9 protein-coding genes are annotated in these 15,409 nt (G+C 62.1%); 4 read left to right on the plus strand and 5 right to left on the minus strand.

The window, feature by feature from the left end; genetic code table 11:
- Window positions 1-36 precede the first annotated feature (36 nt).
- From ligA to BOP93_RS19590, 4 genes are all read right to left on the minus strand, one after another.
- The gene (gene ligA, locus BOP93_RS19575; RefSeq protein ID WP_104504333.1) at window positions 37-2,394 is read right to left on the minus strand and encodes an NAD-dependent DNA ligase LigA; all 2,358 of its coding nucleotides are present in this window, start codon (window positions 2,392-2,394) and stop codon (window positions 37-39) included.
- 86 nt (window positions 2,395-2,480) lie between these two features.
- Window positions 2,481-3,344, minus strand: coding sequence for a cell division protein ZipA (gene zipA / locus BOP93_RS19580; protein ID WP_065892358.1), 864 nt, complete (start codon window positions 3,342-3,344; stop codon window positions 2,481-2,483).
- Between the two features lie 258 nt (window positions 3,345-3,602).
- Complete coding sequence (gene smc, locus BOP93_RS19585) at window positions 3,603-7,091, minus strand: chromosome segregation protein SMC (protein ID WP_104504334.1); 3,489 nt, start codon at window positions 7,089-7,091, stop codon at window positions 3,603-3,605.
- 2 nt (window positions 7,092-7,093) lie between these two features.
- Window positions 7,094-7,753: a GntR family transcriptional regulator gene (locus BOP93_RS19590; protein ID WP_104504335.1), complete on the minus strand. Its 660-nt coding sequence runs from the start codon at window positions 7,751-7,753 to the stop codon at window positions 7,094-7,096.
- A gap of 280 nt (window positions 7,754-8,033) precedes the next feature.
- On the opposite strand from BOP93_RS19590, the gene xdhA reads away from it, so the two are divergent.
- The 4 genes from xdhA (at window position 8,034) to guaD (ending at window position 14,146) form a co-directional block, all read left to right on the plus strand.
- A complete protein-coding gene (xdhA, locus tag BOP93_RS19595; RefSeq protein WP_104504336.1) occupies window positions 8,034-9,482 on the plus strand; it encodes a xanthine dehydrogenase small subunit in 1,449 nt (482 codons plus the stop codon).
- Window positions 9,475-11,874, plus strand: a complete 2,400-nt coding sequence (xdhB, locus tag BOP93_RS19600) for a xanthine dehydrogenase molybdopterin binding subunit (RefSeq protein ID WP_104504337.1) — start codon at window positions 9,475-9,477, stop codon at window positions 11,872-11,874. The genes xdhA and xdhB overlap by 8 nt, the downstream gene beginning before the upstream one ends.
- A gap of 117 nt (window positions 11,875-11,991) precedes the next feature.
- A complete protein-coding gene (gene xdhC / locus BOP93_RS19605; RefSeq protein ID WP_104504338.1) occupies window positions 11,992-12,834 on the plus strand; it encodes a xanthine dehydrogenase accessory protein XdhC in 843 nt (280 codons plus the stop codon).
- 7 nt (window positions 12,835-12,841) lie between these two features.
- A complete protein-coding gene (guaD, locus tag BOP93_RS19610) occupies window positions 12,842-14,146 on the plus strand; it encodes a guanine deaminase (RefSeq protein WP_104504339.1) in 1,305 nt (434 codons plus the stop codon).
- A gap of 140 nt (window positions 14,147-14,286) precedes the next feature.
- Here guaD and BOP93_RS19615 read toward each other — a convergent pair whose 3' ends face one another.
- Window positions 14,287-15,051, minus strand: coding sequence for a GntR family transcriptional regulator (locus BOP93_RS19615; RefSeq protein ID WP_104504340.1), 765 nt, complete (start codon window positions 15,049-15,051; stop codon window positions 14,287-14,289).
- Between the last annotated feature and the right edge of the window lie 358 nt (window positions 15,052-15,409).

Here is a 15,409-nt window from a genome sequence, read left to right on the forward strand (position 1 = left end):
TCGCAGGATCGTTCCCACGCAGCGTGGGAACGATCATCAGACGGAGATGTTGTGCTTGGCGAGGAAAGCGACGAACGCCTCTTCGTCGAGCACTGTGAGCCCCAGTTCGCTGGCCTTGGCCAATTTGGAACCGGCGCCCGGCCCGGCCACTACGCAGTGGGTCTTGGCCGAAACGGAACCGGCCACCTTGGCGCCCAGGCTTTCGAGCTTGTCCTTGGCCACGTCGCGGCTCATCAACTCCAGGGAGCCGGTGAGCACCCAGGTGTGGCCGGCTTCCGGCAGGCCTTCGACGACCTTTTTCTCGCTCTGCCAGTGCATGCCGAAGTCCTTGAGCTGCTGCTCGATGGCCAGGGCGCGGCTGGCGTTGTCTTCGCTATCAAAAAAGTCGCGCACGGCCTTGGCCTGCTTCTCGGGCAGGGCCTGGCGCATGTCCAGCCAGTCGGCCTTGATCACGCCTTCGAGGCTGCCGAACTTGTCCGCCAGTTTCTGCGCCGCGCCCGGCCCCACGGAGGGCACGTGCAGCTTGTCGAGCAGGCCGCCCAGGGTGGTGCTGGCGGCGAACTCGGCGCTCAGGTCGCCCTGCTCCTGCACTTGCAGGGCGCATTCATCGGGCGACAGCAGCGCGCCAATCACCTCCTGGTTATGGCTGTCTTCAAAGAAGCTGTGGATTTCGTGCGCCACTTCCAGGCCCACGTCCGGCAAGTACGTCAGCACTTCCGGCAAGGCCTTCTGCACCCGCTCCAGGGACGCCAGGGAGCGCGCCAGCACCTTGGCGGTCTCCTCGCCCACATCGGGAATGCCCAGGGCGTAGATAAACCGCGCCAGGGTCGGCGTCTTGCTGTTTTCGATGGCGGCGATCAGCTTTTTGCTGGAAATATCGGCAAAGCCTTCCAGGTCGATGATCTGCTCATACTTGAGTTTGTAGAGGTCGGCCGGCGAGCCGATCAGTTTTTCATCCACCAGTTGTTCGATGGTCTTGTCGCCCAGGCCGTCGATGTCCATGGCGCGGCGCGAGACGAAATGAATGATCGCCTGCTTGAGCTGCGCGCCACAGGCCAGCCGCCCGACGCAGCGGTACACCGCGCCCTCGCTGACGGTTTCCTTGCCCTTGCTGCGCTTGACCAGTTGCGTGCGTTCCACGTGGGAACCGCACACCGGGCAACTTTTGGGGATCTGCACCGCACGCGCGTGTTCCGGACGACGCTCGGTAACCACCGAGACCACCTGCGGGATCACATCCCCGGCGCGGCGGATGATCACCGTGTCGCCGATCATCAGGCCCAGGCGCGCCACTTCGTCCATGTTGTGCAGGGTGGCGTTGGACACGGTCACGCCGGCGACCTTGACCGGTTTCAACCGCGCCACGGGCGTGACGGCGCCGGTACGGCCGACCTGGAATTCCACGTCGAGCAACTCGGTCAGTTCTTCCATGGCAGGGAATTTATGCGCAATGGCCCAGCGCGGCTCGCGGGCGCGGAAGCCCAGTTCCCGCTGGGCGGCAATACTGTTGACCTTGAACACCACACCGTCGATCTCGTACGACAGGCTGTTGCGCCGCTCGCCGATGTCGCGGTAGTAGTCCAGGCATTCCTGGATGCCCTTGGCCAGTTTCAGTTCATGACTGATCGGCATGCCCCACTTCTGCAACTGCTTGAGGTTGCCGATATGGGTGTCACTGATATCCGCCGTCACTTGGCCGATGCCATAGCAGCAGAATTCCAGCGGGCGGCTGGCGGTGATCTTCGAATCCAGCTGGCGCAGGCTGCCGGCCGCTGCATTGCGCGGGTTGGCGAAGGTCTTGCCGCCGACTTCCAGTTGCGAAGCGTTCAGGCGCTCGAAACCGGCCTTGGACATGAACACTTCACCGCGCACTTCCAGGGTGGCCGGCCAGCCGCTGCCGTGCAGCTTCAACGGGATGTTGCGCACGGTGCGCACATTGACGCTGATGTCTTCGCCGGTGGTCCCGTCGCCACGAGTGGCGCCGCGCACCAGTTCGCCATCCTGATACAACAGGCTGACCGCCAGGCCATCCAGCTTTGGCTCGCAACTGTATTCGACACTGGCGAACAAGTCCCCGGCCGGCAGATCCAGGCCCTCGGTCACCCGGCGATCGAATTCCAGCATGGTCGCTTCATCGAAGGCGTTACCGAGGCTGAGCATCGGGATTTCATGCCTGACTTGAGTAAACGCCGACAACGCCGCGCTGCCGACCCGCTGTGTCGGCGAATCACGCGTCACCAGCTCCGGATGTTCGGCTTCCAGGGCTTTGAGCTCACGGAACAAGCGGTCGTACTCAACGTCCGGAATGCTCGGCTCGTCGAGGACGTGGTAACGGTAATTGTGCTGATCCAGTTCAGCGCGCAGTTCGAGGATGCGGGTATGGGCGGCGGTCATGGTGTTCTCTCAAAAAGCAAAAGAGCAGCCGAAGCTGCTCAAATGGTAGTGCGCTTATTCTATCCGACAACGCCGAGGCGTAATCCTCAGCGTTTTTGTGTCAGGGCGCGACGCTCGAACTCGACGATGCGCTGACGATAATGCTCGATGGTCTGGGCGGTGAGGACGCTGCGTTGATCGTCCTTGAGCTCGCCGTTGAGTTCCTGGGACAGCTTGCGGGCCGCAGCCACCATCACGTCGAACGCTTGCTTGGGGTGACGCGGGCCGGGCAGGCCGAGGAAGAAACTGACCGCCGGGGTGCTGAACAGGTCGATGTCGTCCAGATCGAAGGTGCCGGGCTTGACCGCGTTGGCCATGGAGAACAGCACTTCGCCGTTGCCGGCCATGCTTTCGTGACGGTGGAAAATATCCATCTCGCCAAAGCGCAGGCCGCTCTCAAGGATGTTCTGCAACAGGGCCGGGCCTTTGAAGCCACCGGCATCGCGGCAGATCACACTGATTACCAGCACTTCTTCGGCGGCCGGCTGATCGTTGACCGATTGGCGCGATGGGGCCTTGCCGCCGTTTTCATCCGGGAAATCATCATCGCGGCTGCTGAAGCTCGGGCCTTCGTCGACGTCCAGGTTCAGGTCGCCCTGATGCGGCTCGGCCACGCCCGCACTGCCGCGCTTGCCACGCTTGGACGAAGGCTCGCGGGCCTCACGCACCGGCGCGCTCATCGACGGCAAGTCGTGCTCGTCCAGCTGCGGTTCCTTGTGGGTATCCAGCACACGGGGCGGCCCCAGCAGCTCGGCGCTGCCGTCGTCGTCAGGTAAGTTGGACAGGTTTCGGTCCAGGCGAAATTTAAGCTTGCCCTTGCCACCGCGCATGCGGCGCCAGCCATCAAAAAGAATACCGGCAATGACAATGATGCCGATGACGATCAGCCACTCGCGCAGACCGATTTCCATGTAATCCCGTGCCTCTAATAAAAAATGCTGAAAAATAAGGGGTTTAGCACCGTGCAAACCGCTTTAAAACGTGGCGCCAACTCTATGTTCTGACTGACGTTTTGCCCACGCATACGAAAAATTGACATTAAACTAGCACGACCAAAGATAACTTTACACCGTCTGTCAAAATGCCTTGAGCAAATATGTCCATTTGCCACTTTTCCCAGACTGGTAAACCATCCTACAGCGTGCTGTAAAATTCCTTCCTGACAGACCTCAGGATTCCACCATCGCCATCGCTTCTTCCACATCGACGGCGACCAAACGCGAACAGCCCGGCTCATGCATCGTCACGCCCATCAATTGATCGGCCATTTCCATGGCGATCTTGTTGTGGGTGATATAGATGAACTGCACCGTCTGGGACATCTCCTTGACCAGCCGAGCGTAGCGTCCAACGTTAGCGTCATCCAGCGGTGCATCGACCTCGTCGAGCATGCAGAACGGCGCCGGGTTCAGCTTGAAGATGGCAAATACCAGGGCCAGGGCCGTCAGGGCCTTTTCGCCGCCGGACAACAAATGGATGGTGCTGTTCTTCTTGCCCGGTGGCCGCGCCATGATCGTTACCCCTGTATCGAGTAGATCTTCGCCCGTCAGTTCCAAGTAGGCACTGCCACCACCGAAAACTTTTGGGAATAACGCCTGTAAACCGCCATTAATCTGATCAAAGGTATCCTTGAAGCGGTTGCGGGTTTCCTTGTCGATCTTGCGGATCACGTTTTCCAGGGTGTCCAGCGCTTCGACCAGGTCGGCGTTCTGGGCATCCAGATAACGTTTGCGCTCGGACTGCTGCTGGTACTCATCGATGGCCGCGAGGTTGATCGCGCCCAGTCGCTGGATACGCGCGGCAATGCGCTCAAGTTCTTCTTCGGCGTCTTTTTCGTTGGCCTGGGCGGTCAGCGTGTTGAGTACGCCGTGCAGGTCGTAGCCGTCTTCGAGCAACTGGTCCTGCAAAGTCTTGCGACGCACGGTCAAGGCTTGCCACTCCATGCGCTGTTGTTCGAGCTGTCCGCGAATCAGCTGGGATTGCTGTTCGGCCGTGGTGCGGCGCTTTTCAGCCTCGCGCAGTTCGCGGTCGGCGTCCTCCAGGGCGATCTGCGCGGTCTTGAGTTCTTCGTCGACGCTCATGCGCTTGTCGAGCAACTCTTCAAGCTTGAGGCGCAGTTCTTCCAGCGGCGCTTCGCCCTCCTCCAGGTTGAGGCTCAGTTGCTCGCGCTTTTCGGAGAGGCGTTCCGATTGCATCTCCAGGCGTTCAAGGGCCTGGGCCGTGGACGTGTGCTGGGCGCGCAGCGAGCCGAGGCGCACCGCCAGTTGGTGCGCGTGGTCCTTGTGCTGGCGGGCTTCCTGGCGCACGCGGTCGAGGCGTTCGCGCAGGCTGTCGCGCTGGGCCAGCAGCAGTTCGCGCTGCTCGGTGTCCAGGGCCATGCTGTCGAGGGCTTCCTGCAACAGCAGGCGCGCTTCGCCGATCTGTTCGTGCTCCAGGGCACGCTGCTCGCCCATTTCGGCGACTTCTTCGTCAAGGCGGGTGCGGCGCAGGGTCAGTTGCTCGACCTTGGCTTTGCTCGCCGACAGTTGCGCTTTCAATTCGCCTTGCTGGCGCGCCTCGTCCTGCAACAGGCGGCGCAGATGCTCGCGGCCGGTCTCTTGCTGGCGCTGGGTGGCGCGCAGGGTTTGCAGTTCGCTTTCCAGGCTTTCCAGGGTGGCCTCGCGCTCTTCACGCTCGGCGCTCAGGTTGACGATTTCCTGGCCACGGGCCAATACGCCGCTTTCGGCCTCACTGGCACGGCGCACGCGCAGGAAGTGGCGGCCGACCCAATAGCCGTCGCGACTGATCAAGCTCTCGCCGGCCGCTAGCTGGCCGCGTTGGGCCAGGGCCTGCTCCAGTGATTCGACCGGTTTGACCTGGCCCAGCCACGGCGACAGGTCAATCGCCGCCTCGACCTTGTCCAGCAGGCTGCCCGGCACGCGCGTGCCATCGGCTGCGGGACTGAGCAGGCGCAGGTCGCCCTGGGTGAAACCGGCCAGGTCGAAGCCGCCGAAATCATCCACCAGCACCGCTTGCAGATCGGCGCCCAGCACGGTTTCCACCGCCAGCTCCCAACCGGCCTCGACCTTCAAGCCTTCGGCCAGGCGCGGGCGCTCGGCCAGGTGCTGGTCGCGCAGCCATTCGGCGGTGCCGGTGCCGGGGTCCAGCGCGGCTTGCTGCAAGGCTTCCAATGAAGCCAGCCGCCCGTTGAGGCGCTGCAGATCGCCCTGGGCCTGTTGCTGCGCCTGGGTCGCGGTGTGCAATTGCTGGCGCAATTGCTCGAGGCGTTCCACTTGCTGCGTTTCGCTGGCCTCGAGCTCTTCGAGGGTCATTTCGCTTTCGGCCAGTTGCTCGCTCAACTGCATGATCGCCGCATCTTCCGGGTCGGCGGCGAGCAACACGCGCTCTTCCTGCAGGCGGCGCTGACGTTCAGCCAGGCGCTCCATGCTGGTTTCCAGTTGCTGGATACGCGACTGCTGCACCTCGGCCTGGCGACGCGGTTCGGCGGATTTGAGGTTGAACGTGTCCCACTGCTCCTGCCAGCCGTGCATGCCGGTTTCGGCTTCTTCCAGGGCGGCGGCGGCTTCTTCGGCGGCGGCGCTGGTGATTTCCTGCTCGGGGGTGAGCATGTCCAGCTCTTCGCCCAGGGTCAGCAGCAAGGTACGGTCGTGGCCCAGGTGCGACTCGGTCTCCAGGCGTGCGCGTTCGGCTTCCTTCAGATCGTCCTGCAACTGGCGCAGGCGTTGCTGGCCGTGCTGGATGCTCTGTTCGACCCGAGCAATATCACCGCCCACCGAATAGAAGCGGCCCTGCACCAGATTGAAGCGTTCGGACAGTTCATGGTGCCCGTCCCGCAGGCGTTCGATGCTGGCGTCGGCGTTGCGCTGCTCGGCCACCAGCGCTTCAAAGCTGACTTCCTGGGTGCCGATGATCGCTTCGCGCTGGCCGACCTGGTCGTTCAGCGCCTGCCAGCGCAGGGCCGACAGTTGTGCCTTGAGCTGGCGCTCTTCGGCCTTGTATTCCTGATACTTCTCGGCCGCCTGCGCCTGGCGGTGCAGGCGCTCCAACTGGCGCTCCAGCTCTTCGCGCAGGTCGGTCAGGCGGGCGAGGTTTTCATGGGTGCGGCGGATGCGGTTTTCGGTCTCGCGGCGGCGCTCCTTGTATTTGGAGATGCCGGCCGCTTCCTCGATAAAGTTGCGCAGGTCTTCGGGCTTGGCTTCGATCAGCTTGGAGATCATGCCCTGCTCGATGATCGAGTAACTGCGCGGGCCCAGGCCTGTGCCGAGGAAGATATCGGTGATGTCGCGTCGACGGCATTTGGTGCCGTTGAGGAAATAACTGTTCTGGCTGTCGCGCGTGACTTTACGGCGAATGGAGATTTCCGCGTAGGCCGCGTACTCGCCGACCAGGGTGCCGTCGGAGTTGTCGAACACCAGTTCGATGCTGGCCTGGCTCACCGGTTTGCGGCTGGTGGAGCCGTTGAAGATGACGTCGGTCATCGACTCGCCGCGCAGGTTTTTCGCCGAACTCTCGCCCATCACCCAGCGCACGGCGTCGATGATATTCGACTTGCCGCAGCCATTGGGCCCGACCACCGCCGCCATGTTACTGGGGAAGTTCACCGTGGTCGGGTCGACGAAGGATTTGAACCCCGCCAGTTTGATGCACTTGAGCCGCACGTTTAGGCGTCCGCCAACGCTGCGATGACCAGCGAGCTGCTGCGCTGGCAGTAGGCCGACAGCACCAGGCGGATCTGCGCCAGGTCGCGGGCCAGCACGGCCGCGAGCAGTTGTTCGAACAGCGCGAGGTACTCGCTCATTTCCGCCTTGCGCTGGTCAAGGGCCAGGTAATAGGCGCGGTTCATCGCCGGCTGCAGGTTCTCGACGGTCTCCTGCAGGTACGGATTGTTGGCGAAGGGGTACGCGGCGCGCATCACATTGAAGCTTTCTTCGACAAAGGCACGGATGTCCTGGCGCTCGTAGCTGCCCATCAGGCGCTGCTGGATTTGCAGGAATGGCGCCATGTCGGCCTGGGTCTGCCAGCCTTCGGCCACTGCATTGCCAAGCAGGATGTACATCTCGCCCATCAACGTGCACAGGCTCTGCACCTTGTGTGCGGTGAGTTCGGTGACGTGAGCGCCACGGCGCGGCAGGATCGCGATCAGGTGCCGGCGTTCGAGGATCAGCAAGGCTTCGCGCACGGAACCACGGCTGACATTCAGCGCCAGCGTGACCTTCTGTTCCTGGATCCGCTCCCCAGGCTTGAGATCGCCGCGAATGATACGTTCGGCGAGGTGGTGAGCGATTTGCTCGGCGAGACTGTCCGGCGCCTTGAACGTCATGTTTTCCCTTCAAAATCTTCTATCGGTACAAGCGCGGCAGTGTAGCGCATTGGCCCGCTGATGGCGCTACGCCCACGGCGGCGAATTTGGCATGAAACACGCAAGTCTGAACCGCCATAAGCCCCTGAAAACACCGGTTCCAGAAGACTGGACCATAATTGAATGTGTTGTGACCGGATTTTCTTGACCCTTAGGTCAGAAAACCATTGACCGAAAAGTCAGACATGACTAGATTCGGCGCAAAGCGGTTAACAACAATAATGAGTCTGCGAGGCCTTCCGTGATCCAGTTTTTACTTAACCAGGAACTCCGTAGCGAGCACGCCCTGGACCCCAACCTGACCGTGCTCAACTATTTGCGTGAGCATGTGGGCAAATCCGGAACCAAGGAAGGCTGCGCCAGCGGCGACTGCGGTGCGTGCACCGTGGTGGTCGGCGAGTTGCACCGCAACGATCAAGGCGTTGAGCAGATCCGTTATCGCAGCCTCAATTCGTGCCTGACCTTTGTCTCGTCGTTGCACGGCAAGCAACTGATCAGTGTCGAAGACCTCAAGCATCAGGGCCAACTGCACAGCGTGCAGCAGGCGATGGTCGAGTGCCACGGCTCGCAGTGCGGCTTCTGCACCCCGGGCTTCGTGATGTCGTTGTTTGCCCTGCAAAAGAACAGCGACGCGCCCGACACCCAGAAAGCCCACGAAGCCCTGGCCGGCAACCTGTGCCGCTGCACCGGTTACCGCCCGATTCTGGCGGCGGCCGAACAGGCCTGTTGCAACAAGCCCCAGGACCAGTTCGACAGCCGTGAAGCCCAGACCATCGCGCAGCTCAAGGCGATTGCACCAACGCAAACCGGCGAACTCAACAGCGGCGACAAACGCTGCCTGGTGCCGTTGACGGTCGTCGACCTGGCCGATCTCTACGACGCCTACCCGCAAGCCCGCCTGCTGGCCGGCGGCACCGACCTGGCGCTGGAAGTCACCCAGTTCCATCGCACCCTGCCGGTGATGATTTACGTCGGTAATATCGAAGAGATGAAGCGCATCGAATCCTTCGACGACCGCCTGGAAATCGGCGCCGCCACCGCCCTCTCCGACTGCTACACCGCACTGCACCACGAATACCCCGATTTTGGCGACTTGCTGCACCGCTTCGCCTCCCTGCAGATCCGCAACCAGGGCACCCTGGGCGGCAATATCGGCAACGCCTCGCCCATCGGCGACTCCCCGCCGCTGCTGATCGCCCTCGGTGCGCAGATTGTGCTGTGCAAGGGCCAGACCCGCCGCACCCTGGCGCTGGAAGACTACTTTATCGACTACCGCGTCACTGCCCGCCAGGACAGCGAATTCATCGAGAAGATCATCGTGCCCAAGGGCCATTCACTGTTTCGCGCGTACAAGGTGTCCAAGCGCCTGGACGACGATATTTCCGCCGTCTGCGCCGCCTTCAACCTGAAGCTCGACAACGGTGTGATCAGCGAGGCCCGCGTCGCCTTCGGCGGCATGGCCGCTACCCCCAAGCGCGCCAGGCACTGCGAAACGGTACTGGTCGGCGCCACCTGGAACGCCGCTACCGTGGAAAAAGCCTGCGCCGCCCTGGCCGAGGACTTCACCCCGCTGTCGGACTTCCGCGCCAGCAAGGAATACCGCCTGCTCAGCGCGCAGAACCTGCTGCGCAAATACTTCATCGAACTGCAAACGCCGCACATCGAGACTCGGGTGACCGCTTATGTCTAACCATCACGCCGTGGTAAAAACCCAGGCCGAACTGGCCGAGCTGTTTGCCCAGGACCTGACCTCCGGCGTCGGCCGCAGCGTCAGGCATGACAGCGCCGCCAAGCATGTCAGCGGCGAGGCGCAGTACATCGACGACCGCCTCGAATTTCCCAACCAGCTGCACCTGTATGCGCGCCTGTCCGACCGCGCCCACGCGAAAATCCTCAGCATCGACACCGCGCCCTGCTACGCCTTCGACGGCGTGCGCATCGTGATTACCCACGAAGACGTACCGGGCCTCAAGGACATCGGCCCATTGATGCCCGGCGATCCGCTGCTGGCCATCGACACCGTGCAGTTCGTCGGCCAGGTGGTGCTGGCCGTGGCCGCCCGCGATCTTGAGACCGCGCGTAAAGCCGCGATGGCGGCGGTGATCGAATACGAAGACCTGGAGCCGGTGCTGGATGTGGTCGAGGCGTTTCGCAACAAACACTTCGTGCTCGACAGCCACACCCATCAACGCGGTGATGCGGCCGGCGCGCTGGCGAGCGCGAAACACCGTATCCAGGGCACGCTGCATATCGGCGGCCAGGAGCATTTCTACCTGGAGACGCAGATTTCTTCGGTGATGCCTACCGAAGACGGCGGCATGATCGTGTACTGCTCCACGCAAAACCCCACCGAAGTGCAGAAACTGGTGGCCGAAGTGCTCGATGTGTCGATGAACAAGATCGTCGTCGACATGCGCCGCATGGGCGGCGGGTTTGGCGGCAAGGAAACTCAGGCCGCCAGCCCCGCCTGCCTGTGCGCGGTGGTGGCGCGCCTCACCGGGCAGCCGACCAAGATGCGTCTGCCGCGGGTCGAAGACATGCTGATGACCGGCAAGCGCCACCCTTTCTACATCGAATATGACGTGGGCTTTGACGACAACGGCCGTTTGCACGGCATCAACCTGGAGCTGGCCGGCAACTGCGGCTGTTCGCCGGACCTGTCCAACTCGATTGTCGACCGTGCGATGTTCCACGCCGATAACGCGTATTACCTGGGCGATGCCACGGTCAACGGCCATCGCTGCAAGACCAACACCGCCTCCAACACAGCTTATCGTGGCTTCGGCGGCCCCCAGGGCATGGTCGCCATCGAGGAAGTGATGGACGCCATCGCCCGCCACCTGGCGCTGGACCCGCTGGCCGTGCGCAAGGCCAACTACTACGGCAAGACCGAGCGCAACGTCACCCACTACTACCAGACCGTCGAGCACAACATGCTCGAAGAAATGACCGCCGAGCTGGAGGCGAGCAGCCAGTACGCCGAGCGCCGCGAAGCGATTCGCCTGTACAACGCCCACAGCCCGATCCTGAAAAAAGGCCTGGCGCTGACCCCGGTCAAATTCGGCATCTCGTTTACCGCGAGCTTTCTCAACCAGGCCGGCGCGCTCATTCATATCTACACCGACGGCAGCATTCACCTGAACCATGGCGGAACCGAAATGGGCCAGGGCCTGAACACCAAGGTCGCCCAGGTGGTGGCCGAAGTGTTCCAGGTCGACATCGACCGCGTGCAGATCACCGCGACCAACACCGACAAAGTGCCGAACACCTCGCCAACCGCAGCGTCCAGCGGTGCCGACCTGAACGGCAAGGCCGCCCAGAACGCCGCCGAAACCATCAAGCAGCGCCTGGTGGAATTTGCCGCACGCAAGTACGACGTCAGCGAAGCGGATGTGGAATTTCGCAACGGCCATGTGCGCGTGCGTGAGCAGATCCTGAGCTTCGAGGCGCTGATCCAGCAGGCGTATTTCGCCCAGGTCTCGCTGTCGAGCACCGGCTTCTACAAGACTCCGAAGATCTTCTACGACCGCAGCCAGTCGCGCGGACGGCCGTTCTACTACTTTGCATTCGGCGCGGCCTGCTGCGAGGTGATCGTGGACACCCTGACCGGCGAATACAAGATGCTGCGCACTGACATCCTCCACGACGTGGGCGCTTCGTTGAACCCGGCCATCGACATCGGCCAGGTGGAAGGCGGGTTTATCCAGGGCATGGGCTGGCTGACCATGGAAGAGCTGGTGTGGAACAACAAGGGCAAGCTGATGACCAATGGCCCGGCCAGCTACAAGATCCCGGCGGTGGCCGACATGCCGCTGAACCTGCGGGTGAAGCTGGTGGAAAACCGCAAGAACCCCGAAGACACGGTGTTCCATTCCAAGGCCGTGGGCGAGCCGCCGTTCATGCTCGGGATTGCTTCGTGGTGCGCGATCAAGGATGCGGTGGCGAGCCTGGGTGATTATCGCCAGCAGCCGAAGATCGACGCGCCGGCCACGCCCGAGCGGGTGTTGTGGGGGTGTGAGCAGATGCGCAAGTTGAGCGCCGCTGTGGCGGTGGATACCGAAACCGAGTTGGCTTCGCTCTAGACCGAGGCGCTGCCATCGGGGGCAAGCCCCCTCCCACATTTTGAACTGTGAATACCTTCAAGTGTGGGAGGGGGCTTGCCCCCGATGACGGCCTGACAGACACCACAAGAGGTGACTATGAACAACTGGATCAGCGCCCTCGCCGACCTGCAGAACCAGGGCGAGCCCTGCGTACTGGTGACCATCATCGAAGAGCTCGGCTCCACGCCGCGCAACGCCGGTTCGAAGATGGTAATCAGTGCCGCGCAGACCTTCGACACCATCGGCGGCGGGCACCTGGAATACAAGGCGATGCAGATCGCCCGCGAGATGCTCGCCCGTGGCCAGCAGAACACCCACCTGGAGCGCTTCAGCCTCGGCGCGAGCCTGGGCCAGTGCTGTGGTGGCGTCACCGTGCTGCTGTTCGAACCGATGGGCCAGGTGCAGGCGCACATCGCGGTATTCGGTGCCGGCCACGTGGGGCGTGCACTGGTGCCGTTGCTGGCGAGCCTGCCGTGCCGGGTGCGCTGGATCGATGCCCGTGAGCAGGAATTCCCGGAGAACATCCCGAAAGGCGTGCGTAAAATCGTCAGCGAAGAGCCGGTCGACGAAATCGCCGACTTGCCGGCGGGCAGTTACTGCATCGTCATGACCCACAACCACGCGCTGGACCTGGAACTCACCGCCGCCCTGCTCAAGCGCAATGACTTTGCCTACTTCGGCCTGATCGGCTCCCGGACCAAGCGCGTCAAGTTCGAACACCGCCTGCGCGATCGCGGCTTCGATGCCGCGCAACTGCAACGCATGCGCTGCCCCATGGGCCTCACCGAGGTGAAGGGCAAATTGCCGGTGGAGATTGCCATCTCCATCGCCGGCGAAATCATCGCCACCTATAACGCCAATTTCGGCCAGCACACCGCCAGCGCCGAACCCATTGCCAAATTGCTGCCGGTGTCACGCCGCAGCCAAGCTATCAATTGAGATCACCATGCCTTTGACCCGCAAAGCCTACCGCGCCGCCATCCTGCACAGCATCGACGACCCTGCCATCGTGGGCATTGAAGCGTCCTACGAATATTTCGAAGACGGCCTGCTGGTGATCGATAACGGCCAGATCAGTGCGCTCGGCCACGCCAGCGACCTGCTGCCGACGTTGCCCGCTGACATCGATATCACTCACTACCAGGATGCATTGATCACCCCCGGCCTGATCGACACCCACATCCACCTGCCGCAGACCGGCATGGTCGGCGCCTATGGCGAGCAGTTGCTGGACTGGCTCAACACCTACACCTTCCCCTGTGAAAGCCAGTTCGCCGACAAGGCCCACGCCGAGGAAGTCGCGGACATTTTCATCAAGGAGCTGCTGCGCAACGGCACCACCACCGCGCTGGTGTTCGGCAGTGTGCATCCGCAGTCGGTGAACGCGTTCTTTGAAGCGGCCGAAAAACTCGACCTGCGCATGATCGCCGGCAAGGTGATGATGGATCGCAACGCGCCGGACTACCTGACCGACACGCCGCAATCGGGCTACCAGGAAAGCAAGGCGCTGATCGAGCGCTGGCACGGCAAGGGCCGCCTGCACTATGCCGTCACGCCGCGCTTTGCGCCGACCAGCACGCCGGAGCAACTGGCGCTGGCCGGGCAACTGCTGGACGAGTACCCGGACCTGTACATGCAGACCCACATCAGTGAGAACAAGCAGGAAGTCGAATGGGTGAAGGAGTTGTTCCCGGAGCGCAAAGGCTATCTGGATGTGTACGACCACTACAAATTGCTGGGCGAACGCTCGGTGTTTGCCCACGGCGTGCATCTGTGTGACGACGAGTGTGCCCGGCTGGCGCAGACCGGCTCGGCCGTGGCGTTCTGCCCGACGTCGAACCTGTTCCTCGGCAGTGGCCTGTTCAACCTGCCGATGGCCGAGAAGCACACACTGAATGTCGGCCTGGGCACCGACGTGGGCGGCGGCACCAGCTTCTCGCTGCTGCAAACGCTGAATGAAGCCTACAAGGTCATGCAATTGCAGGGCGCGCGGTTGAGCCCGTTCAAGTCGCTGTACCTGGCCACCCTGGGCGGCGCGCGGGCGTTGCGCCTGGAAGACCGGATCGGCACCTTGCAGCCGGGCACGGACGCGGACTTCCTGGTGCTGGACTACAACGCCACGCCGCTGCTCAGCTACCGCTTGAAGCAGGCCAATAACATTGCCGAGACGCTGTTTGTGCTGATGACACTGGGGGATGATCGAGCGGTATTGCAGACCTACGCGGCCGGCAATCTGGTGCACCAACGCTAATTTCAGAGGCACCAAAAAACCAATGTGGGAGGGGGCTTGCCCCCGATTGCGGTGGATCCGCCAACCTATGCATTGACTGACACACTGCTATCGGGGGGCAAGCCCCCTCCCACATTTTTATCCCCGGTGAATCAGGGAAACTACAGTTTTACCGAAGAGCGCCCCGCTTTCTTGGTCTGCAACAGATGCGAGAACACCGCATGCAAATCATCCGACGCACTTTCCTCATCGAGGTTGAGCTTGCTGTCGATGTGATCCATGTGATGCATCATCAAATCCACCGCCAGTCCCGCATCCCGTGCTTCGATCGCGTCGATCAACTGGGTGTGCTCATCGTAGGAACAGTGCGAGCGGTTGCCGCTTTCGTACTGGGCGATGATCAATGAGGTCTGGGACACCAGGCTGCGCTGGAAGCTGATCAGCGGCGCATTCTTCGCCGCTTCGGCCAGCTTCAGGTGAAATTCGCCGGAGAGGCGAATACCGGCGCCACGGTCACCACGGGAGAAACTGTCGCGTTCGTCGTTGACCATCTGGCGCAACTCGGCCAGTTGCTCGGCGGTAGCGTGCTGCACCGCCAACTCGGTGATCGCCCGCTCCACCAGACGCCGCGCCATGAACACCTGGCGGGCTTCATCGACGCTCGGGCTGGCGACGACCGCGCCACGATTGGGCCGCAGCAACACCACACCCTCATGGGCCAGGCGCGACAACGCGCGGCGAATGATGGTACGGCTCACGCCGAAGATTTCGCCCAGTGCCTCTTCACTCAATTTGGTGCCAGGTGCCAGGCGTTGTTCGAGGATCGCCTCGAAGATATGCGCGTAGACGATATCGTCCTGGGTTCCGCTGCGACCGGTCTTGCCGGCGCGCGGTTGTTTCTTGAGAGGTTGCAACTGTTCGTTCATGGGCACTCGGGTAGGGAGAACGGCGGCGAATTAACGGTAATACGACAACTTTAAGGTAATACGGCAACAGGGAGTCGCTGGCAAGTATCGCCTGAAAACACGGCACATTGTACACAACCCAATGCGCCAACACACTGTACGGCTGTTTGCGGCGCCGGCTGTATTGCAATGGGTCGTTACGTTTGAGTTTAGGCTTGATTCCACGATTTCCCATGAACGACATCCCACTGTAGGAGCGAGCTTGCTCGCGAAGAACCCAAGGGCGCCGCGTTTAATCTGATTGCCCGCGTTATCGTTGGCGATTTTCGCGAGCAAGCTCGCTCCTACCGCGTGCGGAGTCAGATAAAAGGAACACCCT

The organism is Pseudomonas orientalis (genome assembly GCF_002934065.1).
In the GTDB taxonomy this organism is placed as follows: Bacteria; Pseudomonadota; Gammaproteobacteria; order Pseudomonadales; family Pseudomonadaceae; genus Aquipseudomonas; species Aquipseudomonas orientalis_A.

What these genes read in the sequence shown, in the direction of transcription:
- ligA (WP_104504333.1), bottom strand. Translation starts at nt 2,394, where the DNA reads ATGACCGCCGCCCATACCCGCATCCTCGAACTGCGCGCTGAACTGGAT.
- zipA (WP_065892358.1), bottom strand. Translation starts at nt 3,344, where the DNA reads ATGGAAATCGGTCTGCGCGAGTGGCTGATCGTCATCGGCATCATTGTC.
- BOP93_RS19590 (WP_104504335.1), bottom strand. Translation starts at nt 7,753, where the DNA reads ATGACGTTCAAGGCGCCGGACAGTCTCGCCGAGCAAATCGCTCACCAC.
- xdhB (WP_104504337.1), top strand. Translation starts at nt 9,475, where the DNA reads ATGTCTAACCATCACGCCGTGGTAAAAACCCAGGCCGAACTGGCCGAG.
- xdhC (WP_104504338.1), top strand. Translation starts at nt 11,992, where the DNA reads ATGAACAACTGGATCAGCGCCCTCGCCGACCTGCAGAACCAGGGCGAG.
- guaD (WP_104504339.1), top strand. Translation starts at nt 12,842, where the DNA reads ATGCCTTTGACCCGCAAAGCCTACCGCGCCGCCATCCTGCACAGCATC.
- BOP93_RS19615 (WP_104504340.1), bottom strand. Translation starts at nt 15,051, where the DNA reads ATGAACGAACAGTTGCAACCTCTCAAGAAACAACCGCGCGCCGGCAAG.